The sequence below is a fragment of the Ruegeria sp. EL01 genome (assembly GCF_900313035.1).
Taxonomy (GTDB): Bacteria; Pseudomonadota; Alphaproteobacteria; order Rhodobacterales; family Rhodobacteraceae; genus Ruegeria.
The window spans coordinates 115,263-139,384 of sequence record NZ_OMPS01000037.1 but is presented as its reverse complement, the minus strand read 5'-3'; the positions used below and the strand labels follow the sequence as shown (position 1 = coordinate 139,384).

At 57.4% G+C, this 24,122-nt stretch carries 23 protein-coding genes, 1 other RNA gene and 1 riboswitch; of the genes, 8 read left to right on the top strand and 16 right to left on the bottom strand.

From position 1 onward, the window contains the following. Positions 1-107: 107 nt before the first annotated feature. The 3 genes from D9K61_RS14910 (at position 108) to D9K61_RS14900 (ending at position 3,153) form a co-directional block, all read left to right on the top strand. A complete protein-coding gene (locus D9K61_RS14910) occupies positions 108-1,091 on the top strand; it encodes a tripartite tricarboxylate transporter substrate binding protein (RefSeq protein ID WP_120633980.1) in 984 nt (327 codons plus the stop codon). Between the two features lie 66 nt (positions 1,092-1,157). Next, positions 1,158-1,640: a tripartite tricarboxylate transporter TctB family protein gene (locus D9K61_RS14905; RefSeq protein ID WP_120633979.1), complete on the top strand. Its 483-nt coding sequence runs from the start codon at positions 1,158-1,160 to the stop codon at positions 1,638-1,640. A 1-nt stretch (position 1,641) separates the two neighbouring features. Next, entirely contained in the window at positions 1,642-3,153 is a 1,512-nt protein-coding gene (locus D9K61_RS14900; protein WP_120633978.1) for a tripartite tricarboxylate transporter permease, read from the top strand. A 46-nt stretch (positions 3,154-3,199) separates the two neighbouring features. Here D9K61_RS14900 and D9K61_RS14895 read toward each other — a convergent pair whose 3' ends face one another. The 5 genes from D9K61_RS14895 to D9K61_RS14875 all read right to left on the bottom strand — a co-directional run bounded on the left by D9K61_RS14895 (position 3,200) and on the right by D9K61_RS14875 (position 10,513). Then, on the bottom strand, positions 3,200-5,377 hold the full coding sequence (locus tag D9K61_RS14895; protein WP_120634003.1) for a Tex family protein: 2,178 nt from the start codon (positions 5,375-5,377) through the stop codon (positions 3,200-3,202). Positions 5,378-5,571: 194 nt separating this feature from the next. Further along, entirely contained in the window at positions 5,572-5,943 is a 372-nt protein-coding gene (locus D9K61_RS14890; RefSeq protein WP_120633977.1) for a cupin domain-containing protein, read from the bottom strand. A gap of 72 nt (positions 5,944-6,015) precedes the next feature. Beyond that, positions 6,016-7,056 (bottom strand): YeiH family protein, encoded by a 1,041-nt coding sequence (locus tag D9K61_RS14885; protein WP_120633976.1) that lies wholly within the window; start codon positions 7,054-7,056, stop codon positions 6,016-6,018. A 92-nt stretch (positions 7,057-7,148) separates the two neighbouring features. Next, a complete protein-coding gene (gene xsc, locus D9K61_RS14880; RefSeq protein ID WP_120633975.1) occupies positions 7,149-8,927 on the bottom strand; it encodes a sulfoacetaldehyde acetyltransferase in 1,779 nt (592 codons plus the stop codon). A gap of 125 nt (positions 8,928-9,052) precedes the next feature. Then, positions 9,053-10,513: a PLP-dependent aminotransferase family protein gene (locus D9K61_RS14875; protein ID WP_120633974.1), complete on the bottom strand. Its 1,461-nt coding sequence runs from the start codon at positions 10,511-10,513 to the stop codon at positions 9,053-9,055. A gap of 132 nt (positions 10,514-10,645) precedes the next feature. Between D9K61_RS14875 and D9K61_RS14870 the strand changes: the two genes are divergently transcribed. Continuing rightward, entirely contained in the window at positions 10,646-10,954 is a 309-nt protein-coding gene (locus tag D9K61_RS14870; protein WP_120633973.1) for a helix-turn-helix transcriptional regulator, read from the top strand. Next, positions 10,947-11,978 (top strand): permease, encoded by a 1,032-nt coding sequence (locus D9K61_RS14865; protein ID WP_120633972.1) that lies wholly within the window; start codon positions 10,947-10,949, stop codon positions 11,976-11,978. The genes D9K61_RS14870 and D9K61_RS14865 overlap by 8 nt, the downstream gene beginning before the upstream one ends. A 55-nt stretch (positions 11,979-12,033) precedes the next feature. On the opposite strand, the gene D9K61_RS14860 is transcribed toward D9K61_RS14865, so the two are convergent. Then, positions 12,034-12,423 (bottom strand): hypothetical protein, encoded by a 390-nt coding sequence (locus D9K61_RS14860; RefSeq protein WP_120633971.1) that lies wholly within the window; start codon positions 12,421-12,423, stop codon positions 12,034-12,036. 52 nt (positions 12,424-12,475) lie between these two features. Beyond that, positions 12,476-13,234 (bottom strand): DUF1013 domain-containing protein, encoded by a 759-nt coding sequence (locus D9K61_RS14855; protein WP_120633970.1) that lies wholly within the window; start codon positions 13,232-13,234, stop codon positions 12,476-12,478. A gap of 130 nt (positions 13,235-13,364) precedes the next feature. On the opposite strand from D9K61_RS14855, the gene D9K61_RS14850 reads away from it, so the two are divergent. Continuing rightward, a complete protein-coding gene (locus D9K61_RS14850; protein WP_120633969.1) occupies positions 13,365-14,006 on the top strand; it encodes a ribonuclease T2 in 642 nt (213 codons plus the stop codon). 38 nt (positions 14,007-14,044) lie between these two features. Here the strand turns inward: D9K61_RS14850 and D9K61_RS14845 are convergent, their stop codons facing one another. From D9K61_RS14845 to D9K61_RS14825, 5 genes are all read right to left on the bottom strand, one after another. Further along, the gene (locus D9K61_RS14845; protein ID WP_120633968.1) at positions 14,045-14,491 is read right to left on the bottom strand and encodes a hypothetical protein; all 447 of its coding nucleotides are present in this window, start codon (positions 14,489-14,491) and stop codon (positions 14,045-14,047) included. Positions 14,492-14,621: 130 nt separating this feature from the next. Next, positions 14,622-15,191 (bottom strand): hypothetical protein, encoded by a 570-nt coding sequence (locus D9K61_RS14840; RefSeq protein ID WP_120634002.1) that lies wholly within the window; start codon positions 15,189-15,191, stop codon positions 14,622-14,624. A 127-nt stretch (positions 15,192-15,318) separates the two neighbouring features. Then, entirely contained in the window at positions 15,319-15,912 is a 594-nt protein-coding gene (gene recR / locus D9K61_RS14835; RefSeq protein ID WP_120633967.1) for a recombination mediator RecR, read from the bottom strand. A gap of 62 nt (positions 15,913-15,974) precedes the next feature. Continuing rightward, positions 15,975-16,319, bottom strand: a complete 345-nt coding sequence (locus D9K61_RS14830) for a YbaB/EbfC family nucleoid-associated protein (protein WP_120633966.1) — start codon at positions 16,317-16,319, stop codon at positions 15,975-15,977. A 242-nt stretch (positions 16,320-16,561) separates the two neighbouring features. Beyond that, positions 16,562-18,325: a DNA polymerase III subunit gamma/tau gene (locus D9K61_RS14825; RefSeq protein ID WP_120633965.1), complete on the bottom strand. Its 1,764-nt coding sequence runs from the start codon at positions 18,323-18,325 to the stop codon at positions 16,562-16,564. 172 nt (positions 18,326-18,497) lie between these two features. On the opposite strand from D9K61_RS14825, the gene D9K61_RS14820 reads away from it, so the two are divergent. Then, on the top strand, positions 18,498-19,010 hold the full coding sequence (locus D9K61_RS14820) for a protein-tyrosine phosphatase family protein (protein ID WP_120633964.1): 513 nt from the start codon (positions 18,498-18,500) through the stop codon (positions 19,008-19,010). Here the strand turns inward: D9K61_RS14820 and D9K61_RS14815 are convergent. Further along, positions 19,002-19,409, bottom strand: coding sequence for a hypothetical protein (locus D9K61_RS14815; RefSeq protein WP_120633963.1), 408 nt, complete (start codon positions 19,407-19,409; stop codon positions 19,002-19,004). The two genes, D9K61_RS14820 and D9K61_RS14815, sit on opposite strands and share 9 nt — an antisense overlap. Before the next feature lie 87 nt (positions 19,410-19,496). Continuing rightward, a riboswitch (cobalamin riboswitch) is annotated at positions 19,497-19,718 on the bottom strand. A 157-nt stretch (positions 19,719-19,875) separates the two neighbouring features. Here D9K61_RS14815 and D9K61_RS14810 point away from each other — a divergent pair. Next, complete coding sequence (locus tag D9K61_RS14810; protein ID WP_120633962.1) at positions 19,876-20,733, top strand: hypothetical protein; 858 nt, start codon at positions 19,876-19,878, stop codon at positions 20,731-20,733. Positions 20,734-20,765: 32 nt separating this feature from the next. On the opposite strand, the gene rsgA is transcribed toward D9K61_RS14810, so the two are convergent. The 3 genes from rsgA to D9K61_RS14795 all read right to left on the bottom strand — a co-directional run bounded on the left by rsgA (position 20,766) and on the right by D9K61_RS14795 (position 24,032). Beyond that, a complete protein-coding gene (rsgA, locus tag D9K61_RS14805; RefSeq protein WP_254055790.1) occupies positions 20,766-21,845 on the bottom strand; it encodes a ribosome small subunit-dependent GTPase A in 1,080 nt (359 codons plus the stop codon). 117 nt (positions 21,846-21,962) lie between these two features. Next, an RNA gene (gene ffs, locus D9K61_RS14800) (signal recognition particle sRNA small type) lies at positions 21,963-22,061 on the bottom strand. A 39-nt stretch (positions 22,062-22,100) separates the two neighbouring features. Further along, on the bottom strand, positions 22,101-24,032 hold the full coding sequence (locus D9K61_RS14795; protein ID WP_120634000.1) for a bifunctional 2',3'-cyclic-nucleotide 2'-phosphodiesterase/3'-nucleotidase: 1,932 nt from the start codon (positions 24,030-24,032) through the stop codon (positions 22,101-22,103). Positions 24,033-24,122 lie beyond the last annotated feature (90 nt).

The window sequence follows — 24,122 nt, the reverse complement described above, 5'->3', positions numbered from 1 at the left end:
AGGCTCGAACAGTTTTTCTGCGCATGACAGGTTGATGTCAGGTTGATGTGTTTTGGTTTGGATTAATCTGAGCCGTCAATCGGCCGATTGTCAAATGGGAGGACATCATGACGAATTTCACACTGGGCCGTCGGGCCCTATTCGCAGCTGTGGCTGCATTTGGTCTGGCTGGACCAGCACTGGCCGACGGCCATCAAGTTATGGACAGCATCCACTTTCTGATCCCGGGCGGCGCAGGCGGCGGCTGGGATGGCACGGCCCGTGGCACCGGTGAAGCGCTGACCAATGCGGGCATCGTGGGCACTGCGTCATACGAAAACATGTCTGGCGGTGGCGGCGGCAAAGCCATCGGATTCCTGATCGAGAATGCCGACAGCAACCACGGCACCTTGATGGTCAATTCGACCCCCATCGTGATCCGCTCGCTGACCGGTGTTTTCCCGCACAATTTCCGTGATCTGACGCTGGTCTCGGGCACCATCGGAGATTACGCCGCGATTGTCGTGGGCAAAGACAGCCCAATCAATTCGATGGATGATCTGCTTGCCGCGTATGACGCCGATCCGTCGGCGACAGCCATTGGTGGCGGTTCTGTACCAGGCGGCATGGACCACCTGGTCGCGGCCATGGTCATGGAGGCAGCGGGAAAAGACGCACTTGGCGTCAAATACATCCCCTACGATGCTGGCGGCAAAGCCATGGCAGCCCTTCTGTCAGGCGAGATCGCTGCGCTGTCGACCGGTTTTTCCGAAGCGGTCGATCTGTCAAACGCTGGTGAGGTCAAAATCATCGGCGTCACTTCGGATGAGCGTGTAGATGCGGCACCCGATGCCATGACAATGAAAGAACAGGGTATCGACACAACCTTCGTGAACTGGCGCGGTTTCTTCGGGGCCCCCGGCCTGCCCGAAGACAAGCTGGCCGCGTATCAGGAAGCCATCAATGAAATGTACGCCACGCCCGAATGGGAAGAGGTTCGTGCACGGAACGGCTGGGTCAACATCCACAACTCTGGCGATGACTTTAAAGCGTTCCTTGAGCAGCAGGAACAGCAGATCGGTGATCTGATGAAGAAGCTGGGCTTCCTCTGACGACACAATTGGCAGAGCGGACCACCGCTCTGCCATTGAATGCCAAACAAAATGAAGGGGGGAGTTATGGCGCTGGACCGTTGGATCGCGCTTGTTCTGCTGGGAATATGTTTGACCTATGGCTACGCGGCCTGGTTCACCATGGACAGCGGCTTGCCCCCCTTCATGCAACGAAACCCCATTTGGCCGAGCACCTTCCCCAAGGTTCTGTCAGTTTTGGGCATCGTCGCAACAACCATTATTCTCTTGGGCTTTGAAAAAGCTGAGCCAAAAGAGGCGGATATCGATTATCGAAAGCTGGGTGAGTATCATCTTGGTCAGGCGCTGATGCTGCTGACTTTGATGGTTGTGTACGCGCTATGCCTGCGGCCGGTAGGCTTTTTGATATCGACCTCAGCCTTCCTGTTCTTCGGTTCCTACGTTCTGGGCGAACGCAAGTGGTACATCATGCTGCTTGTTGCTTTGATCGCAACTGGTTCTGTCTGGTATCTCGTCCAGGAAGTCCTTGGCATCTACATGCGCCCCCTGCCGGGCCTATTCGGAGGCTGACATGCTTGAAGGACTTCTAATTGGCCTGCAAACGGCGTTCTCTCTGCAAAATCTTCTGATGGTCGTTGCCGGGTGCCTGATCGGTACATTTATCGGCATGCTCCCCGGTCTTGGCCCGATGTCGATCATTGCCATCATGATCCCGGTCGCCATCTCGATGGGCGACCCATCTGCCGCGCTGATCCTGCTCGCAGGCGTGTATTATGGCGCGATTTTTGGCGGATCAACCTCGTCCATTCTACTGAACGCGCCGGGGGTCGCGGGCACGGTTGCCTCCAGTTTCGATGGCTACCCAATGGCCCGTCAGGGCAAAGCCGGTAAAGCGTTGACTATTGCCGCCATTGCCAGTTTCGCAGGCGGCACACTGGGTGCGATATTGTTGATGGTTTTTGCCCCGGCCCTGTCCTCGGTCGCATTGTTGTTCCATTCGGCTGAATACTTCGCCCTGATGGTTGTTGGTCTGTCTGCCATTGCTGCATTTGCAGGAACGGGCCAAGTAGCCAAGGCTCTTATCATGACCATACTGGGCTTGATCATGGCGACTGTGGGTGAAGGTGCATTGTTCAACCTGCCACGCTTTACAATGGGCATCATGGACCTGCAGTCCGGCTTTGGCTTTATCACGCTCGCGATGGCGATGTTCGCACTGCCCGAGGCCCTGTTTCTTGTTCTCAAACCCAAAAACCTTCAGGGGGACGACGGCGAGATCAAAGACCTGCGCATCACCAAAGCTGAGGCCCGTGCGATCTCGCCCGTCATAGGTCGGCAATCCGTGCAAGGGTTCTTTATCGGTGTTCTGCCGGGCGCCGGTGCAACGATTGCCAGTTTCCTGGGCTACGCGGTCGAACGCAACATCGCCCCAAAGGCCGAGCAGGACGAATTCGGAAAAGGCTCGATCAAAGGGCTGGCAGCGCCCGAGGCGGCCAACAATGCTGCCTGCACAGGCTCGTTTGTTCCGCTTTTGACACTTGGCATCCCGGGATCGGGGACAACGGCAATCCTTCTCGGCGCGTTGATCGCGTTGAACGTAACACCGGGCCCACGCCTGATGATCGACGAACCGCAGATCTTCTGGGCCGTCATCATGTCGATGTTCATTGGCAACCTGGTACTGCTGATCCTGAACCTTCCGCTGATCCCCTATATCGCCAAAGTACTGGCCGTGCCGCGCACCTATCTGATCCCATTCATTTTGTTCTTCACTTTGATGGGAGCCTATATCGGGCAAAACAACGCCACAGAGCTGCTGATACTGGTTGGTTTCGGCGTCTGTGCCACCGCATTGAAATTTGCCGATTATCCTTTAGCACCTCTGCTGATTGGCTTCATCCTTGGCGGCATGATGGAGGATAATTTTGCGCGCTCGATGCAGCTGTACGATGGGATCTCCTTTATCTGGGAACGTCCCATGACGCTGGGCCTTCTGATGATTGCCGCGCTGCTGGTTCTCCTCCCAAGCTATCGTGCGCGACGCGCAAGGGCGCGGGCGGCAGGTGTGGCGGATGGCGACTGAGCCGCTTGCGGGCCTAAGGGTTCTTGATCTAACAGAATAACTCTACCTACTGTTGGCGACGACCGCCCCCGCCATCTTTGCGCATGGTCAACCCAATACGCTTGCGAGGCACATCAACCTCGACAACACGCACTTTGACAACCTGACCTGCCTTCACCACGTCATGCGGATCTTTCACAAACCGGTCTGCCAGTTGACTGACATGAACCAAACCGTCCTGATGCACGCCGACATCCACAAAGGCACCAAAGGCGGCAACGTTTGTGACTGTCCCTTCCAAAACCATTCCCGGTTTGAGGTCGGTGATCTCTTCAACTCCGTCCGTAAAGGAGGCGGTCACAAAGGTCGGGCGTGGATCCCGGCCTGGTTTTTCAAGCTCTGCAAAGATGTCTCTTACAGTGGGCAGTCCAAATGTGTCATCCACGAACTGATCTGCCCTCAGCCCCTTCAAAGCGCCGTCATGACCCATGATCTGCCGGATATCCCGACCGCAGGTCGCGACCACGCGGCGGGCTAGATCATATGCCTCAGGGTGGACCGACGACGCATCCAGTGGTTCTGCCCCGCCACGAATGCGCAAGAACCCGGCACATTGCTCAAAGGCCCGAGGGCCGAGGCGGGCAACATTCAAAAGGTCTTTGCGCGATTGAAACGGACCGTTGAGATCGCGGTGTGCAACGATGGCTTCGGCTTGCACAGGACCAAGACCTGAGACGTGGGACAACAAAGGGGCGGATGCCATATTCAGGTCAACACCAACGGCATTCACCACATCCTCGATTACAGTTTCCAAAGACTGGGACAGGCGGTGTTGATCCACGTCATGTTGGTACTGTCCAACCCCAATGGACTTCGGTTCGATTTTGACCAACTCGGCCAACGGGTCCTGCAGACGCCGCGCGATGGACACAGCACCCCGCAAAGAGACGTCGAGGTCGGGAAACTCTCGCGCGGCAAGCTCTGATGCGGAATAGACTGAAGCGCCCGCCTCGGAAACCACAACCTTGGTCGGAGCGTTCACGGACTTGGGAAGCATGCTCAACGTGTCTGCCACCATTCGCTCGGTCTCGCGGCTGGCAGTGCCATTGCCAATGGCAATCAGCTCGACCTTATGCAACGAGATCAGATTCAGGATCGCAGTCTGTGCCCCGCGCAGATCCTTTTTGGGCTGAAACGGATACAGAGTATCCGTGGCCACCACTTTCCCGGTTGCATCAACCACGGCGGCCTTTACACCCGTCCGAATGCCGGGGTCTAACCCCAGTGTCGCGCGCGCGCCCGCAGGGGCGGCAAACAGCACATCCTTGAGATTTCGCGAAAACACCTGAATCGCTTCGTCCTGCGCCCGGCTTCGCAGGTCCGCCATAAGCTCGACCATCATGGAAAGCGACAGCTTCACCCTCCAGGTCCAACCCGCCACTTTGCGCAGCCATTTGTCGCCCGGGCCATCGCCGCGTGGTCGCAAATGGGCCGCCACAATCGTTTCAGCCCGCGCAGCACCGGTTTCGGGCTCGGGCGCGATATCCAGCGTAACGATGCCTTCTTTTGATGCTCGCAACATCGCCAGCGCCCGATGCGATGGCACTTTTGACCAAAGTTCAGAGTGGTCAAAATAATCGCTGAATTTAGCCCCTTCCTGTTCTTTGCCTTCGATGACCTTCGCAGTCAGGAATGCTTCCTGCTGCATGAAACCGCGAAGCTCACCCAGCAGGGCCGCGTTTTCCGTCAATCGTTCGGTCAAAATATCGCGCGCGCCGTTCAAGGCATCCTTGGTCGTCACTATGGCCTCGGTCACGAAGGACTGCGCCAAATTCTCTGGGTCGGCATTTCGATCTGCCAGAATTGCGTCGACCAAGGGTTCAAGCCCGTTTTCCCGAGCGATCATTGCCTTGGTACGGCGCTTGGGCTTGTAAGGAAGGTAGATGTCCTCCAACTGCGCTTTGGTGTCAGCCTGCGCGATGGCTCTGGATAGATCATCGGTGATCTTGCCCTGATCCCGGATCGATTTCAGGATCGTGTCACGCCGCGCTTCCATTTCGCGCAGATAGGTCAGCCGCTCGGACAATGTACGCAATTGCGTGTCGTCCAACCCGCCTGTCACTTCCTTCCGGTATCGGGCGACAAAAGGCACGGTTGCGCCTTCGTCCAGCAGCTTGACCGCGGCATCTACCTGATCAGGTCGCGCGCTAATCTCTGTGGCGATGGTACGGGATATGCGGTCCAAAGCTTCCTCCTGAAACAAGGTTGGAGGCACTTCTTAGCCACCAGGATCAGACAGGGAAAGGGTGTCCCGGCTGCAATTCGGAACTTTATTGATGTGAACCGGAAACCACCTTTTGTAGAAGGCTTGTTGGACGTGTCAAATCCCTTTGGGATCTAACCGCAGGCCCCGATGAACCCAACTAGTCTTGCACCGGATTAGTCCTGCGTGGCGCAGTCACGGATCACAAAGTGCTTTGTCGTCGTCTCAACGACCTGCCAAAACCCGCGAAACCCATTTGGGATCATAAAGCTGTCGCCCGTCCGGAAATCCTGCCGGGTCCCATCTTCATGTATCAATGCGCAATGGCCAGTGATGATGTAGCAATACTCATCCTTGTCCGTGAACGCATACCACTTGCCAGGTGTCGACGTCCAGGTTCCGGCCGACATGGCCCCGTCTGGACTTGTAAAGTGAAGACCAACGTTGTGATAGGGATCCCCGTCGACCACACGATCTGGAAGATCAGAAAGTCGTCGTTCGCTTTTGCGTGCCGGTTCATCAAACAGGTTAATGACATGTACGTTCATAGCTTCACCAGTCTATCAGAGTTCAATTGCGTTTTATTCACCACAAGCAGTCCTAGGCAGATACTGTCTCGCTCACATATGCAGATAATAGACACCCGCCAGCACAAACAACGCGATAAAGATGGTCTCGGCCACGATCAGCGCGATGGCCTGACCCCCAACATCCAGAATCCGCTTGAGCGAGGTTTTCATTCCAACCGCAGCAATTGAGATAAGCAACGCCCAACGGCTCAGGCTCGCCATGGTTTCTGATACCACAGGCGGGATCACCCCAAACGAATTGAGTGCTGCAAAAATCAGAAACCCAACAACAAACATGGGCAGAATTGGAGGCCGCTTACCTTCTTCTTCTACGAAGTCAGCATGGCGTCGAACAAGGGCAGAAATGACCAACACCACCGGCGCAAGCATTGCCACCCGGATCAGTTTGACCATTGTCGCGACCTCTCCGGTCTGGTCCGAGACCGAAAAACCCGCGCCAACAACCTGGGCGACGTCGTGGATTGTGCCACCCAGAAAAACACCTGAAATCTCGTCGTCGAACGCAAAGGTTTCCGTCAGGATCGGGTAGGCGATCATCGCAACAGTCGACAGTACTGTAACCGAAAGAACGGTGAAAATGAGGTTGCGTTCCGAATGTTCGTTCTTGGGCAAAATGGCCGACAGTGCCATGGCGGCTGAAGCACCGCAAATTGCCACAGAACCGCCCGTCAGAATGCCAAACCGCCAGCCGCGTCCAAGCAACCGAGCACCCAGAAGCCCAAACAATATGGTCAGGATGACACCGGCAATCACAACAGCAATCAATTGTGGCCCCAAGCCAATCATCAATTCGATCGAAATGCGCGCGCCCAACAACGCGACGCCGAAACGCAAAACGGTGCGTGCTGTGAAATCAATTCCTGCTTTGCATGGACCTGCCTCATCTTCAGCCAGAAAATGAAACGCGATACCGAGCAACAGCGCCATCAGCATTGCAGGCGCTCCGTAGTGCTCCGACAAAAACTGCGCCGCCGCAGCAACAACTACGGATACCAGGAATCCGCGGCCATTTTTGCGCACGAAAGACTGCACCCAAGATATGGGTGAATGAGATGCATTTGACGCCTGCATCGTATTTCCTTTGTGAAATTAGGGCTTTCCCGGTTGGAAAGCAAAGGTAACCCGGGCCGCAAACCGGCCCGGGCGGGTGTTGGATTACCCTTTTACGCTTCTGCTTGGGGTGTCATGTCGTTTGCAGAGACACCTGCGACTGCGACGGGTTTTTTCATGGCGTCGCGGCGGAAGGGTTCGCCCAGTTCCTGGTTGATCAGGGCCTCGATCAGCGTGGTGATGCCGTTTTTCTGGTCGGTGATCGCCTGGTTCAGGGCCGCGGTCAGCTCGTCCTGGGTGCGCGCGATGACGCCCTTCAGACCGCAGGCATTGGCGATGCCGGCATACGAGACCTTGGTGTCCAGTTCAGTGCCCACGAAGTTGTCGTTAAACCACAGGGTCGAGTTGCGCTTTTCCGCGCCCCACTGGTAGTTGCGGAACACGATCTGGGTCACGGCAGGCCATTCTTCGCGGCCAATCGCAGTCAGTTCGTTTACCGCAATGCCGAATGCGCCGTCACCGGCAAAGCCCACAACCGGCACGTCCGGCTGACCGATCTTGGCGCCAACGATCGCTGGCAGACCGTAACCACAGGGGCCGAACAGGCCGGGGGCCAGGTATTTGCGGCCTTCCTCGAACGACGGGTAAGCGTTACCGATGGCACAGTTGTTGCCGATGTCGGACGAGATGATCGCCTCTTTCGGCAGCGCCGCCTGGATCGCGCGCCACGCCATGCGCGGGCTCATCCAATCGGGCTTGGCGTCGCGGGCGCGCTGGTTCCAGCTGGTGCCCGGATCGTCCTGCTCGTGGGTCAGCGAGGTCAACTCCTGCGCCCAGGCCGATTTCTTCTGGGCGATACGGGCCTTGCGCGCATCGCGGCCTTCGTCGCCTGCAGTGTCGCTCAGCTGTGCCAGGATGCCCTTGGCCACCTTGGCCGCGTCCCCGACGATGCCAACGCTGACGGTTTTGGTCAGGCCAATGCGGTCGGGATTGATGTCGACCTGGATGATCTTGGCATCCGCAGGCCAGTAATCCATGCCATAGCCCGGCAGGGTCGAGAACGGGTTCAGACGGGTGCCGAGACACAGAACCACGTCGGCCTCGCTGATCAGCTCCATCCCGGCTTTCGAGCCGTTATAGCCCAGCGGGCCGGCAAACAGCGGGTGGTTGCCCGGGAAGGCGTCATTGTGCTGGTACCCGACGCAGACCGGTGCATCCAGACGCTCGGCCAGCACTTTCGAGGCCTCGATACCGCCTTCGGCCAGAACCACACCGGCGCCGTTCAGGATCACCGGGTTCTTGGCGTTCGACAACAGCTCGGCCGCCTGGCTCACGGCGGTCTCGCCGCCCGAGGGGCGCTCGAATTCAACGATGGCGGGCAGGTCGACGTCGATGATCTGGGTCCACATGTCACGCGGGATGTTCAGCTGCGCCGGACCGCTGGCGCGTTTGGCCTGCATGATCACCCGGTTCAGAACTTCGCAGACACGCGAGGGGTCGCGGACCTCTTCCTGATAAGCCACCATGTCTTCGAACAGTTTCATCTGTTCAACTTCCTGGAAACCGCCCTGACCGATGGTCTTGTTGGCCGCCTGCGGGGTCACCAGCAGCAGCGGCGTGTGGTTCCAATACGCGGTCTTTACCGCAGTGACAAAGTTGGTGATGCCCGGGCCGTTCTGCGCAATCATCATCGACATCTTGCCGGTCGCTCGGGTGTAGCCATCCGCCATCATCCCAGCGCTGCCTTCATGCGCACAGTCCCAGAACATGATCCCAGCCTGCGGAAACAAATCAGAGATCGGCATCATCGCCGAACCAATGATCCCAAACGCATGCTCAATCCCGTGCATCTGCAAAACCTTAACAAAGGCCTCTTCCGTCGTCATCTTCATAAGGGTGTTCTCCAAGCAAGAGTGGGTGAGGCCGGACGGGGGGTCCAGCCTTTGAATTAGGTTTAGGCCCAAGGGGTATGAGGGCGTTAGGGCCAGAACGAAAGGCGGATTAGGTCCAAAACTGTCTAACCCGCGCGAATGGCATCCGCGATCAACTTCACACCCGGTGCGATTTGTTGAGATGAGATGGACGAGTAGCCGAGGCGGTAGAAATTTTGCGGTCTGTCTGGACCTGAAAAGAACGGGGCTCCCGGTTCGATATGAACACTTTGGGTTTGCAGCTTTTGCGCAAGCCGGGTCGTGTCGACCGATTCCGGCGCGGCCATCCACATTGATGAGCCGCCCATCACGCCGCGCCCGGCCACCGTCAGACCGTGTTCGTCAATCGCCTTGTCCATAGTATTGCGCCGCTGTTCGAACTCTTTTGACATACGCCGGATTTGTGCGTCGTAGTGGCCCAACGACAGAAAATACGCTGCAGTCCGCTGTATGTGACCGGGTGGGTGACGCAGCACCAGCGACCGCAAGGCCCGTGCTTCTCGGATAAACGGTTCAGAACCAACCATGTAGCCAAGGCGCAATCCAGGGAACAGAGATTTTGAGAAGCTGCCTACATAGATGACGCGGCCATCCCGATCCATGGATTTTAGGGCCGGGGAGGGCGCCCTCAGAAATGCCATTTCAAACTCATAATCGTCCTCAACCACCATTGCGTCCAGGTCTCGTGCGTGATCGAGTAGCTGATTGCGGCGGCTCACGGGCATTGTCGCGGTCGTGGGGCTTTGATGGCTTGGGGTGGTGAATATGACGTCCGTATCCTGAGGGAGGGCCTCGGGCGGTAACCCGTCCCTATCAACATCCAACGGAGTCACTTTACAGTCCCAGTGATTTAGAAGGCTCCGCAGGGCATAGTAACAGGGGTTTTCGATGACGGCTGTACGATTGTGGGTCAGCAGAATACGTGAGGCCAACCAAAGCGCGTTCTGGGCCCCGAGGGTGATCAAAATTTCTTCGGGGCGGGCGGTGATTCCGCGACGCGGGAGGGTGTGACGGGCGATGAATTCGACAAGTAGCGGGTCGTCTTGATCCACGTAGTCCGCGGTCAGAGAGTCGAAATCCTTGTGCCCCAAGGCACGCACCGCACAAAGCCGCCAGTTTGCGTGATCAAATAGCGTCCTGTCGACCTGTCCGTAGATGAAGGGATAGCTATACTCCCGCCAGTCACTGGGTTTTGGGAGTACATCTGCGTCTACGAAACGGCGCGCGAGTGCCGTGTCCCAGTCAACTGTTTCCGCTCGCTTTTGAACCGGCGTGTATTTTGGGGGAACCGGCGCGTTTTCCGAAACGTAATAGCCTGAACGACCTTTTGCGGTCAGGTAGTCATTGGCCAAAAGCTCGGTATAGGCCAGCGTTACCGTGATCCGGCTGACACCCAGATGGGCCGCCAGTTTGCGCGACGAGGGCAATTTCTCTCCGACGTGAAAGCGGCCAGACAGGATGCCTTCGGCGATCATCTGCTGGATCTGGGCTTGAAGCGTGCCATGCCCGTTGAGCTCAAGAAAGAATGTATCGACCGAAATTCCCATACTTGCTTATAGGGTGGACTTAAGGGGTGGGCAATCTGGACTTACCAATCGCCGGAAACTTTCGTCTTGGTGATTGACGTCAGCTTTTCAATAAACTAAATAACTAGAAAGTTAGTTATATGGAGAAATCACATGTGGGAAACTGCGGCTGCCGGTTTTTCGGCGATGGGGTCAGAAGCCCGGCTGAAAGTTCTGAAAACACTGGTTCGCGCCGGAGAGGCGGGTCTGACGGTCGGAGACATCCAGAGCCGGACAGGAATCGCCCCATCCACCTTGGCGCACCATCTGCGGTTCCTCGCGGCGGGTGGCGTTGTCGAACAAGAGAAGATCGGGCGCAGCACGATCAACCGTGCGTGCTACGGCGAACTGAGAAACCTAGCGCAGTTCATTCTTAGCGAATGCTGTGCAGACGAAGTCGGAAAGGCAGCAAACGATGGCTGAACTGACGCAAAACCCAAGATTCGTGGCCAAGGGCGCGCTTGATCTGATCAAAACACCCTGGGCCCTGATCGTCGCAATACTTGTGGCCGTGGCCATTTTTGATCCGGGCAATTGGGTCGAGGTGATCACCTTTGCCGGCAAGGCTTTGGCCCATACCGGCCAATACATCCTGTTTGCCGTCTTGTTGTTGTCCTACCTGAAGGCGACAGGTGCCGAGGTCATGGTGGCCCGTGCATTCGAAGGCCGTGAAACCCGGATGATCTTTCTGGCGGCACTGTTCGGCGGTCTTGCCCCGTTTTGCTCGTGTGAGGTTATCCCCTTTATCGCCGGACTTCTGGCACTGGGGGCTCCGCTATCTGCGGTCATGGCCTTTTGGCTGAGCTCACCGCTGATTGATCCACCGACATTGTTGATCACTGCGGGCGCCTTGGGTTGGCCATTCGCCATTGGCAAGGCCGTTTCAGCCGTTGCGCTGGGTTTGTTCGGTGGATTTGCCGTTCGCCTGTTGATGCGGCAGGGGGCATTTGCCCAACCGTTGCGCGAATACAAACCGGTAGGATGCTGCGGCTGCGGTCCCAAGCTTGACGAAAAACCAGTCTGGAAATTCTGGCAAGACCCTGATCGCCGCGTTCGGTTTCGGGCGGAGTTTCTGCAGAACGGTCTGTTCCTGTTAAAATGGTTGGCGTTGGCCTACGTGCTTGAGGCGCTTTTGGTCAGCTACGTACCGGCCGACCTGATCGCTGGTGTCGTTGGCGGTGACGGTGTTCTGCCGATCGTTGTCGCGGCGCTGGTTGGGATGCCTGCCTACCTGAACTCTTATGTCGCTCCGCCCTTGCTGGCGGGCCTGATGGAGCAAGGCATGAGTGCAGGCGCCGCCATGTCATTTATGGTTGCTGGTGCAGTCAGCTCGATCCCGGCTATGGCGGCGGTCTGGTCCCTGGTCAAACCGCGTGTCTTTGCGACATATCTGGGGCTTGGCATAGGTGGCGCGATCATCTCTGGGATCCTGTTCCAGCTGATCTGAAAGAAAAAAGCCGCCCGGCAAATTGTCGGGCGGCTTATCGTGCCTTCTTGCGGGTTCAGCCTGCGTCGCAGAACCGAGGAAGTTTGAACCTGTATCGGGGCTCGCCGCTGTCCACATAAACGCGTTTTTCGATGCACGCGCTGGTTCCAACCGTTTGCGATACGGGGGTTTCGGTCGATGTGATCGAAGTGGCGCTGCCGTCCGGCAACCGAACCGAGGCGATGACCCCGTTTTTAAGATCCCCGTTAACAGGCGTTGCCGACAATACCGGGACGGTCATGAAAGAATGGTGCTCGTGCTTCCCGCCGTCACCCAGCAGGAACAGTGTGGCAACGATGGCGATCATCAATGCGCCGCCCACCAGTCCCAACCCCCAGGTCTGCAGAAAGGCATAGGTTGAAACGGCGCGGTGAGGTCCAAGAAGTGCAGACAGAACGGTCAGCATGAGATTTCCGAACAAACAAGAACCGGCCTGTTCAGACCGGTGTTTTCAGTTTTCAGGGACGCGGTTCGTCTTCTTCTTCGTCGCTACCGCCTTTAGGCAGGTTGAAGAAGCTGTCAGCGTCTACAATAGGCTCGTCGTCTTTTTCATCTTCAGGATCATCTGAAAGAGAAAAGGTTTCCAACCCTTCGATAGCCGTTGGAATTCTCGGTGCGGCATCCATTTCGAGCGACTGCTCGGTCGACACCAGTTTGCGACGCTCGTCATCGCTCATGACGCCACCTTCAGCGGCCTTCTTGGCGGCAGCCTTTTGCACGATCATGTCCAGTTCCGACTGTTTGCAAAGACCCAGGGCAACCGGATCGATCGGCTGCATGTTGGAAATGTTCCAATGGGTCCGTTCACGGATGGACTGAATGGTTGGCTTTGTGGTGCCGACCAGCTTGGCAATCTGGCCGTCGCTGAGTTCAGGGTGGAACTTGACCAGCCACAAAATTGAATTCGGACGGTCCTGACGCTTGGATAGCGGGGTGTAACGGGGACCCCGGCGTTTTTCCTCACCAGCAGCAGAAGGATTGAACTTGAGTTTTAGCTTGTGCAGCGGGCTGTCCTGCGCGGCGTCAATTTCTTCCTGGGTCAGCTGGTTGTTGGCGATCGGGTCGAACCCTTTGACGCCAGCAGCAGCATCGCCATCTGCGATGCCTTGTACTTCCAGCTCGTGCATGCCCACGAAATCACCGATCTGCTTGAAGCTGATCGTGGTGTTGTCCACCAACCAAACGGCGGTTGCCTTGGCCATCAGAGGTTTTGCCATCAGACCGTCTCCTTTAAATACATCTATCCCGTCGCCGGAATTCGGCGGCCTCGTTATCTTGAGGCAGGTTTCCGTTGTCGGGGAACTTGGGCTGTATATAGTCACGCCAGCCAAAGAAGGGAAGAGGCGAATGCGCCAGGTGATTTCGGGGCTGGTTCTGTGGGTATTCAGCGCAATATCAGCGTTGGCCGATGGAGAGAAGGCCGGAGAGTTCGACTACTATGTTCTGTCGCTCAGCTGGTCGCCCAACTGGTGCGCGCGGGAAGGTGATGCGCGCCAGTCGGATCAATGCGACGCGCGCCATGACCACGGTTGGGTGCTGCACGGGCTTTGGCCGCAATTCCATCAGGGCTGGCCCTCGTATTGCCGCACGTCAGAGGCGCCACCCACCCGTCGCATGACGGGGGAAATGCAAGACATTCAGGGCAGTGCCGGTCTTGCATGGCACCAGTGGAAGAAACACGGTTCCTGTTCGGGCCTCAGTGCAAACGACTATTTCGCGTTGTCTCGTGCGGCGTATGAGGGCGTTCAGCGTCCGCCGGTGTTCCGCAAACTGGACACATCAGTCAAGCTGCCCGCTTCGGTGGTCGAGGATGCGTTCCTGAAGGCCAATCCGGCGTTGGAGCCGGATATGATCACCATCACATGCAAACAGGGCTACATCGAAGAAGTTCGTCTGTGCCTGTCTCGCGATCTGGTCGCTGTACCCTGCGGCCGCGATGTGATCCGCGACTGCACCGCGAAAGACGCGCAGTTTGATCCGATTCGTTAGAGTTCTTTGTTCTGACACTCGCGTGCGTAATCCAGCGCCTAGGCAGTACCTTTCAGGTCGATCGCCATCACCACTTCGCCCGCCGGGTTGTAAACAGTCATGGTTTTGTTCTGGGCAATCGCGTTGACGAAATCCCGATCAGTGAAAAACACCGTCGCGCCCGGAACGCGGTCCTGTTTGAACCCGATGGCAGTGGCGTCATAGCTCTTGCCATCCAGATCGAACCGGATCGGATAGCTTTGCCCAGGCTCAATCTCGCCCCAGGCCTTGTTGTAGACGGTGAAATACCCGCGATTGTCCAGCGCATCATAGCCCAGGCGAACCACCGACAGATCCTGATAGACCGTCTGGATGAGGCAGCCATTGCCGAGGTTCGGGTCCATCATGATGTTCCAGCCCTCGACAAAACCCTTGTCGATCAATTCCTGTGACCAGGCGGCGGTGGCAGTGAAGGCGGCGAAAATCAAGGCGAGAAAACGGCTCATATAATTTGCTCCGGACAAATGTACACTCAAGTCATCTCTTCCTATCCGTTTCACGCTTCGGCCCCAACGACAATTTGAAGTTCAAGTGAGGATACCGTTCCGAAAAGCAATGGGATATTTCCGGGGTTTGTCAGTTTTCGTTGAAAGCTTTTCGTATCTGTCGGGCATTGATCAGTTCTTCGCGGACTTCCATCCGAGGTCGCCAGTCATAGCGATCATCAGCATCGAGCTTTGACCAGAACAAAACTCCACCGTACCGCCAGGGATCCAGCAAAATACCATCGTGCACTGTATCGCCTCGTTTGCTGATGACGGCCGAATGATGGATGATCCTGAAATCAGTTGGCGGAGAAGTGGCCCAGTGCATTGTCAGAGTGCGGAAGTTTTCCTGGCTCAGACGCTTTTGGAGATCCTCGGCCCAGTCATTGCAAAGACCACGCTCTCGAAATCCATGAATGACCTTGGCATTGTGAATGATTGGTGGATCAGTGACCCGATATTCCTGTGCGAGTTGAAGTGAATAGCTGTGCGCGATTTGGGCCGCTCGCGTGGCCTCTTCCGGGTCGACTTCCGGTCCGAGTCCGCGAATTTGCGATGCCAGCCCATCGACATCAGACTGCTCGACGGTTGGCTTCGCGGTGCATCCGGCAAGTGTTACGGCAGACGCTGCAACAAGTAGCCAGGCAAAGAATCTTGGCATCTTTTCTCCAATAGACCAGGCGGCGCGCGCCTTCGCGTTGTCTCGTTTCAATAGGGTTTGGACATCTTCGTGCTCGCGCCCGAGCGATAACTTCTTTGGCGGATGCCCGATTGGCAAGCCTCGAACTCTACAGTTCTTTTCGCGCCCTGAGCGCGGCCGAAATTGTACCGTCATCCAGATAATCCAGTTCGCCGCCGATTGGCACGCCTTGCGCCAGTGACGTCAGGCGCACCTGACCCTCCAACTGATCTGCAATGTAATGGGCGGTGGTCTGGCCATCTACGGTGGCGTTCAATGCCAGAATAACTTCGGTGATCTCTTCGGCTGTCACCCGATCTTTAAGGCGGGGAATGCGTAACGCGTCTGGGCCCACCCCATCCAGTGCCGACAACGTCCCACCCAGAACGTGATAGCGGCCTTTGAAGACTGCGGCGCGCTCCATGGCCCAAAGGTCGGCGACATCCTCAACCACACAGAGCTCTCCGGTCGCGCGGACCTCGCTGTCGCAGATGTCACAAATATCGGTGGTGCCAACATTCCCGCAATTCAGGCATTCACGGGCAGTGGCCGCCACTTGCTGCATGGCGTCCGACAATGGCGTCAAAAGCAGGGCACGTTTGCGGATCAGATGCAGCACTGCACGGCGGGCCGAGCGGGGCCCGAGACCGGGCAGCTTGGCCATCAGGTCAATCAGATTGTCGATGTCGCTGTTCGAACTCACCGGCGCGCTCCTGTAAATGGGCCGGGCGTTGAGCCCGGCCGATAGCCCGTCAGGCGGGTGTATCAGAACGGCAGCTTGATGTCTTTCGGCAAGCCCATGCTTTCGGTAAGCCTGCCCATCTCATCCTGTGAGCGTTCGGCGGCCTTGGACTGTGCGTCCTTGATCGCGGCCAGGATCAGGTCCTCGACCACTTCTTTGTCGTCGCCGTTGAAGATCGACGGGTCGATATCCAGCCCTTTCAACTCGCCTTTGGCAGTCGCGGTGGCCTTGACCAACCCAGCCCCAGATTCGCCGACAACCATGATGGTGTTCAGTTCTTCCTGCATATCCGTCATCTTGGTCTGCAAGTCCTGCGCGGATTTCATCATCTTGGCCATATCGCCCAGACCGCCGAGTCCTTTGAGCATCGTTTTTCTCCTACAAATCGGTTTGAGGTCTAAATACGGATGGCATCCGCGCGGCACAAGGGGCGACGGGCCTCCCGCCCGTCGTCAAGGTCTTTGGAAAGACCTTTCCTCCCGTTGGGCCCGGCAGCGCGCGGGCAATGCCCGCGCGCTGCCGGGCCCAAGGCCGCTCAGGGGTATCGGCGTCAGCCGATGGCCCGTGGCGGGCGCGGGAGTGCTTCAATCAGATGGGGAAAGCCAAGGCGTCAGTCTTCCTCGAACGGATCCCATTCGTCCTCAACTTCGGGCAGGGCTTCTGTCTCGACCTTTGCCGCCCGCTGTTCCGGCGTTTCAATCTTGGTGATCCGGGCCTGGGGGAATTGGGTCAAAACTGCCTGAACCAAGGGATGCTCTGATGCTTCCGCTTTCAGCGCCAACTCAGCGGCATCGCGCACTTCACCAATGGTGGGGGCATCACCATGTGACACAATCGAAACGGCCCACCGATTGCCTGTCCAACGTTGCAGCGCGGACCCCAACCGTGGGGCCAAGTCTGTCGGGGCGGACGCCGCCGGCGTAAACTCGATGCGGCCGGGTTGGTACGAGACAAGGCGCACCCCGTTTTCAATCTCAACCAGTAGCTTTACGTCCCGGTTGGAACGGATCAGTTCGACCACGTGCTCGAATGTCGGATAGCGGGCGAGGGCTGCCTGAACATCCTGCGCCAAAGCAGCCACAGGCGCCCCGCCCGACCCGTGAGAGGCGGGTATGGCAGATGTCGAAGTCGTAGCGCTCGCCCGGACAGGAGCAGCGCCACCACCAGATACCGGGACACCTCCGCCTGGGCCACCAACGGTAGGGGGCGGCGTGTCCTGAATTCGCTTGATCAGCTCTTCGGGACTGGGCAGATCGGCCACATGGGTCAGGCGAATGACAGCCATTTCCGCAGCCATCATGGCGTTTGGAGCTGCTGCGACTTCTTCCAGCGCTTTTAGCAGCATCTGCCACATCCGTGTCAGCACTCGCATTTGCAACGCCCCGGCCATTTGCTGACCACGGGTGCGCTCGTCCGGTGAAACTGTCGGATCCTCGGCCGCATCCGGTGTGATTTTCACGACCGAGACCCAATGGGTGATCTCAGCCAGATCTCGCAACACCGCCAAGGGGTCAGCGCCTTCGGCATATTGGCCACTCAGTTCTGTCAACGCCCCGGCGGCATCGCCGCGGAGGATCATGTCCATGAGATCCAACACCCGGCCACGATCTGCAAGACCCAGCATGGCGCGTACCTGATCTGCGCTGGTCTCGCCCGCGCCGTGCGAGATTGCCTGGTCCAACAAAGAGGTCGCATCACGTGCCGAACCTTCTGCGGCCCGGGTGATCAACGCCAGCGCGTCATCTGCAATCTCGGCATTCTCGGCCTTGGCTATCTTGTGCAGCAGGCCGATCATGTCTTCGGGTTCGATCCGGCGCAGATCAAAGCGCTGACACCGTGACAGAACCGTCACCGGAACCTTGCGAATTTCCGTGGTGGCAAAGATAAATTTCACATGCTCGGGCGGTTCTTCCAATGTCTTGAGCAGCGCGTTGAATGCGCTGGTCGACAACATGTGAACTTCGTCGATGATGTAAATCTTGTAACGCGCGCTGGCGGCGCGATAGCGGACGCTGTCGATGATCTCGCGAATATCGTTCACACCCGTGCGGCTTGCGGCGTCCATCTCCATGACGTCGACATGGCGGCCTTCCATGATCGCCATGCAATGCTCGCACTGGCCGCAGGGTTCGGTTGTTGGTTTGCCTTCGCCATCCGGACCGATGCAGTTCATGCCCTTGGCGATGATCCGCGCGGTGGTGGTTTTACCGGTGCCACGAATGCCGGTCATGATAAAGGCTTGCGCGATGCGATCCGCCTCGAACGCGTTTTTCAGCGTGCGCACCATTGCGTCCTGACCTACCAGATCAGCAAAGGTTTCCGGGCGATATTTCCGGGCGAGAACCTGATAGGCGGGGCTGGGTGTGTCAGTCATGTTTGCTCTGGTGGATTCGGGACTTCGGCACAGCGTAGAGGCCGCTGTCGCCCGCGTCCACAGCAGCGTTCGAGGATTTTCATTTTGGAATCGAACCGGATGCGCGTATTGCTAGAGGGGTACATTTCACGACCTATTTTTTCGCGACGGTAATTAAGGGGGGAAGCGTTATATGTCTCAGCTGGTGATCTACGCCTTGCAAGTTGGAGGAGGTACACTTGCCCTCACATCAATGCCCGGTCGCAGCGGGGACTACACCGGTGATCTGGACACGATTTCAAGTTGGAAGCCGGGTCTTGTGATTTCTACGGCAACCGAAGTCGAGATGTTTCAGGCTGGCGCGCAGGACTTTGGCAGCGACATTCAAAGCCGGGCAAGCCGATGGGTTCACCTGCCGATCGAAGATTTCAATGCACCGCCCCGTACCGTTCTGGACGAATGGCCATCCGTTAGTTCAACCGTGCGCCACGCCTTGTCTGGCGGCGGTCGTGTCATGCTGCACTGCAAGGGTGGCTGTGGCCGGTCCGGGATGCTTGTTCTGCGGCTGATGGTTGAATGTGGCGAACAGCCTGACAAGGCGCTGGCGCGATTGCGCGCCTTGCGCCCCTGTGCTGTCGAAACAGACGCACAAATGGCCTGGGCCGTCGATGCAACCCGGGAAGAGGCGAGTGTCAGATCAGGCTGAGATATGCTCGGCCATCTGCGCGGGTGTGCCCGGTGTCAGAGCCAAAACCTCAAGCATCGCGCAAGGCGGCGTTGCGATTACCCCGGATGGCATGGCCTGGGTATCGGTGCCAAAGATCATGTCGGCATAGCCGTCCAGCTGCTTGGTGTTTGTCTCGGCATCGGTGCCGCAAAACACACGCATCTGATCTGGCTGGGCGCGAAACCGTGCGATGCACCCCTCTGGGCAATGAGTCAACTCGCTGCTGCCCTCGATTTCGAAACCCGAAGTGGTGACAGGACGAGCCTCCGCCATAGCTTGAGCCATAGCGCGTGCCATCCGGGCCAGTGCAGGGCATGTCTTGCCTGTGCGTTGGCAAATGGTTGCCGTGTATTCGTGGGTTCTTGTCTTCCAGATCATCTTGCGCCCTCCGCGCGGCGGACAGGGGCTTGGATCAGGCAGGACGGCGGAGTGCGGTCAGGACCTGCCCGGACACCCCGCCCGAGTTTTGGTTACGTTTCCGATGGCAGGTCTCCTGACTTGCGGATCATCGCTTTGCCGACCTTCCCGGCCCTCTGGCCAGTGGTATTTCGGCATTGCTTTCCGCTTACAGTTGCGGGGGCAGTCGCGGATTTGGCTCGTCTCGGAATTTCCGATCAGAACCGCACCGTGTTCCCTTTTCATCCCGACCCCTAGTAGGGGGCAGGAACCATCACACAATCGCTAGCGTCTGATCATGCCCTGAGTCAAGCCGGTCTTTATGCTATATATCCCGACCTCCTACCCAAGCGGACGCTTGGTCAATTTGCATCAGTGTTGACTCGGGCACAGAAATAGATGCCATTTGGGATCAGTGAACTGATTGGTTCAGTTTTCTGGAGTTTCTATGTTGGACCCACAGCGGACAGTATTGAGCGAAGACTTTCGGTTCCCATCCGGTTCGGCGATGCTTTCGGCACGGCTCTACCAGCCAGTTGCCGAACCTGAAACCGTTGTTGTCTTAAACGGCGCAACCGGGGTTCCACGAGATTACTATCGGCACTTCGCGCGCTGGCTGGCCGAAGAGCAGGGCATGGCCTGCCTGACTTACGACTACCGGGATTTTGGGCATTCTCTATCGGGGCATCTCAGCAGGTCCACGGTCACTATGGCGGACTGGGCGCTGATTGATATGCCCGCCGCCCGGGCCGAGATGCGCCGGCGTTTTCCCGAAGCGAAGCAATGGACCATTGGCCATTCAGTGGGCGCGATGCTGGGCCCGGTTCAACCAGACATCGATCAGATCGACCGAATGATTGGGGTATGTTCGGGTCTGGTCACATTGAAAGACCACCCTTGGCCGTATCGCGCGCTGGCGTGGTTGTTCTGGCATGGGCACGCGCCTTTGCTTGCGCGCGTTTTGGGGTATTTGCCCGGAAAGGCCATCGGGTTCGGCACCGACCTGCCAGCATCGGTTTACTGGCAATGGCGAAAATGGTGTACCGCGCCATTGAATTACGTTCCTTATATCGGCCTCGATTTGCCCACGGCCAAATGGTCAGAATCAGGAACCCCGGCAGACCTTTTTGCCTTTGAAGATGACAAAATGGTTCCACCGGATGCAGTGTGGCGGCTGGCGGATCTCTACGGCCCTAAAGCCAAACAGCATCTGTTGTCAGCATCTGAGTTCGGTCTAACGGAAGTTGGTCATATCGGGGCGTTTGCCCGCCGAAATGCGGCTGTCTGGCCGCGGTTGATCGCCTGAGGGATGGGCGCCGAAAAACCGGCGCCCAGATTTCATCGGCTCTTGAGGGAGTTTTTGCCCTTCACCACCGAACGTACCATTTTACCAAACGCCTTGTCGCGCGCACGGGATTGGGCCACGGTTTCCGAGTTTCGCTGATCCTCACGCCGTAATTTACGCCATCGTTCCAAACGTGCTGCATCGAGTGCGCCGTCTTCAATGGCACCCTGAACTGCGCAACCTGGCTCCGCAACATGCTGACAATCTGAAAAGCGGCATTCGGCCGCCAGCTCCAGAACGTCCGAGAACACCTCATCCACTCCATCTTGCGCATCCAGCAATCGCAAGGCACGCATTCCGGGCGTGTCGATCAACCAGCCCCCGTTACGCATCCGATGCAGTGCGCGAGAGGTTGTCGTATGTCGACCACGTGCGTCATCTTCGCGAATGCCTGCTGTTGCCTCGTCCTGACCCGTCATCCCGTTGGCCAGCGTCGTCTTGCCGACCCCGGAAGACCCGACAAGCGCTGCGGTCTGACCAGATGGACACCAGGACAAGACCTCCTGGATTTCTGCCTGATCCAGTGCGTTGATTGCAACGGCCGTCATAAAAGGTGCCAAAGCCTGTGCCTGAACAACGTATGTGTTCGGATCATCGCATGTATCAGCCTTGGTTAGCACAATGACTGGATAGCATCCTGCCTGACTGGCAAGTGCCAGATAACGTTCCAGCCGAGGCAGGTTGAAATCCGCGTTACACGAGCTGACGATAAACAACACGTCGACATTCGCTGCAATCAGTTGCGTCTCGGCACCGGTTCCGGCTGCGCGGCGTTTGAGGACACTGCGCCGATCCAGCAGGGCCTGAATGCGACAGCGTTCGTCGGCCAGCACCCAGTCTCCGACCGCATAGTCGCCTGTCGGCCGGTTGAGAGTCCGCAGGGACATTTCGCCGGCGGTGCTCAGCCCGGTCAGACGATCACGATGAACGGCAGTGATACGAAAGGGTTCGCTAGAAGGATTGGCCGCGTGTTGCGCGGCAAAGTGATGGGACCATCCCAGGTCCGATAGTGATATGAGCATTGTTTTGCCTGTGTTCAGGTACAGCAAACCGGACAGATGGCGTGCGCGCATCCATCGGCAATGTGTTCAGGCAGTTTGAGATTCTGGTACTAGAACCGGGCTGCCCGAAGGGTGTCTGCTACAATCATAAAAGCCCTCCTTCGGCCAAGGTCATTGGTTTCTAGCGTCAAGTGAGAGGTTGGACATCGACCCAAGCGGGGCTCGTTGTGGCTGCTTCCTTCCGGATCTGACCAGGTTGGCGAGGCGCTCGCCCGCGCCAACCTCTCAGATCCCGATATAGGGAAGGCTTGATTAAAAGACAACCCGTCAGAGTGTGAGGCGGATAGGCATGAAACCGTCCGCATCGGAGCCCAGTACTTGAGGCGAATACATGTCCAGCTCGCACAGGTGCCTGAGCGCCCCCGGCCCCGTCTTCAGGATCGCGCGCGCCCCTGATTGAGGCAGAATAGTAAAGGGGTATGGCGCCTGTTCCAGCGGATCCGCAGGTAGGTGTTTTGACAAATAGCCCCGCAATGAACCTTTGATATCCAACGGCGGCAAACTGATCGACGAGGCCTCCGCAACGAATGGAAAGTTGCCGCCGCCGTTGGCCCGGTAGTTGTTGAGAGCAACAACGAAATTCTGATCCGGTCGGAGAGGCTTTCCTTCAAAGGTTACATCCCTGATCCGGCTATGACCGGGGTTGATCAGTGTCCCGTGCGCGTCGAAACGAGGCGGTTGTGATGGATCGATTTGATAAGACAAACCAAAAAGCACATCGAAATTGTGCCCAGCCCACCCAGGGTTTATCAGGTGGTTTTCTGCACCCGGTGAAATTTGGTTGAAGGCGCCCGCCGACATTTCCAGCCAATCCAAAACCTGCGCGCCGTTGACCTGTATTGCCCGCAACTCATTGGGAAAAACATGTAAATCCGCGATATGGCGCAGGCAAATCTCTCCGGCAGGCACGTCAGTATAGTATCGGGGACCTGCGCGCCCGCCGCACTTGTGAGGGGACGCTGCCGAAAGCATCGGAAGATTTTGCGACGGGGTGCCGCGCAGAAATGGGCGCAGGGCCGCGGCCTGTGCGGCAGCCACCAATGCAAGTCCCCGGTCAGGTGCACAAAAACTGAAGTAACTATGCATATCCTGGGAAACCTGAGCGACGGGTTTTGCCACCGCTGCCCGCGTTTGGGTGTGCCCGGGTGCAATCAGATGAACTATGTCTTGGTCTTCTGGCGTTAGAACCCCAGAGCCGGGGGAGTGGATCGCCCGCAACTCAACACAGTGATTTCCAACGTGCCACTTACTATCCGAATTGCGGGTTAATCTCAGGTCAATAACACCCAGATGGGATCCGGCAGAGCCCGGCATGATCACTGGCTTGCCATGGACCAGCCCGGCCGTGTGATCGACGTGCTGAAGACCTTCATGCGCAGGCCCAGGGAGGGTCAAATGGGTGTGCCCGGCAACAATTGCATCAATCCCGTCGATGGCCGCCAACGGGATCACGGCATTCTCCAACCCGGCGCTTGCATAGGTTTGTCCAAGACCCGAATGCGCAAGGGCAACAATCAGATCGCAGCCTTGGGCTTGCAGTTTGGTAACAGTTTTCTGTGCCGCGCTCAGGATATCTTCCGAGGTCACCTCGTCTTGTAAATGATGCGCTTCCCAGCGCGTGGTCTGGGGCGGCAGTACGGAAAACACACCGATGCGAATGGCTGTATTCTGTCCGTCCAGTGGCACGACGCGGTCAAGTATCACATGATCCTGCCACCGTTGCACGGAATTGCCTTGCCGATGCAAGTTACTACACAGAACCGGGCAGGGCGTTTGTGCGAGGATTCGGTCCAGCGCGGACAGGCCAAAGCCAAAATCGTGATTACCAAGCCCGATTGCGTCGTATCCCAATGCCTCAAAGGCTTGCATCATTGGATGGGCGCCGTCGTCCAGCGCCGCCCATTCCCCGAGCGGCGTGCCTTGAAGGGAATCTCCGTTGTCAAATAACAGGACAAGGCCGTCCTGCGCCTGCCGTTTGGCTGCGCGGATAAGACTGGCGGTTCGGGTCAATCCCAGTGATGGGTCTGGCTTGTCTGAGTAATAGTCGAAACTAGTCAGGTTCATGTGCAGGTCGGTCGTCGCCAAAATGCGAATATGCCCGCTTGGGGCTTTTGTCTGAACCGGCCTCGAAGGTCGTTGATTGGATTCCAATTTTCTACTTTTAGATGCTGTTGGTTGATCAAATACGCCTAAAAGCATAGTGGAAGAAATTGCCGGGGCAACCATGCGTCATTGTCGGCGACGCATGTCCGAATTCATAACCGCTGAATTGCATTGCAACGCGGGCCT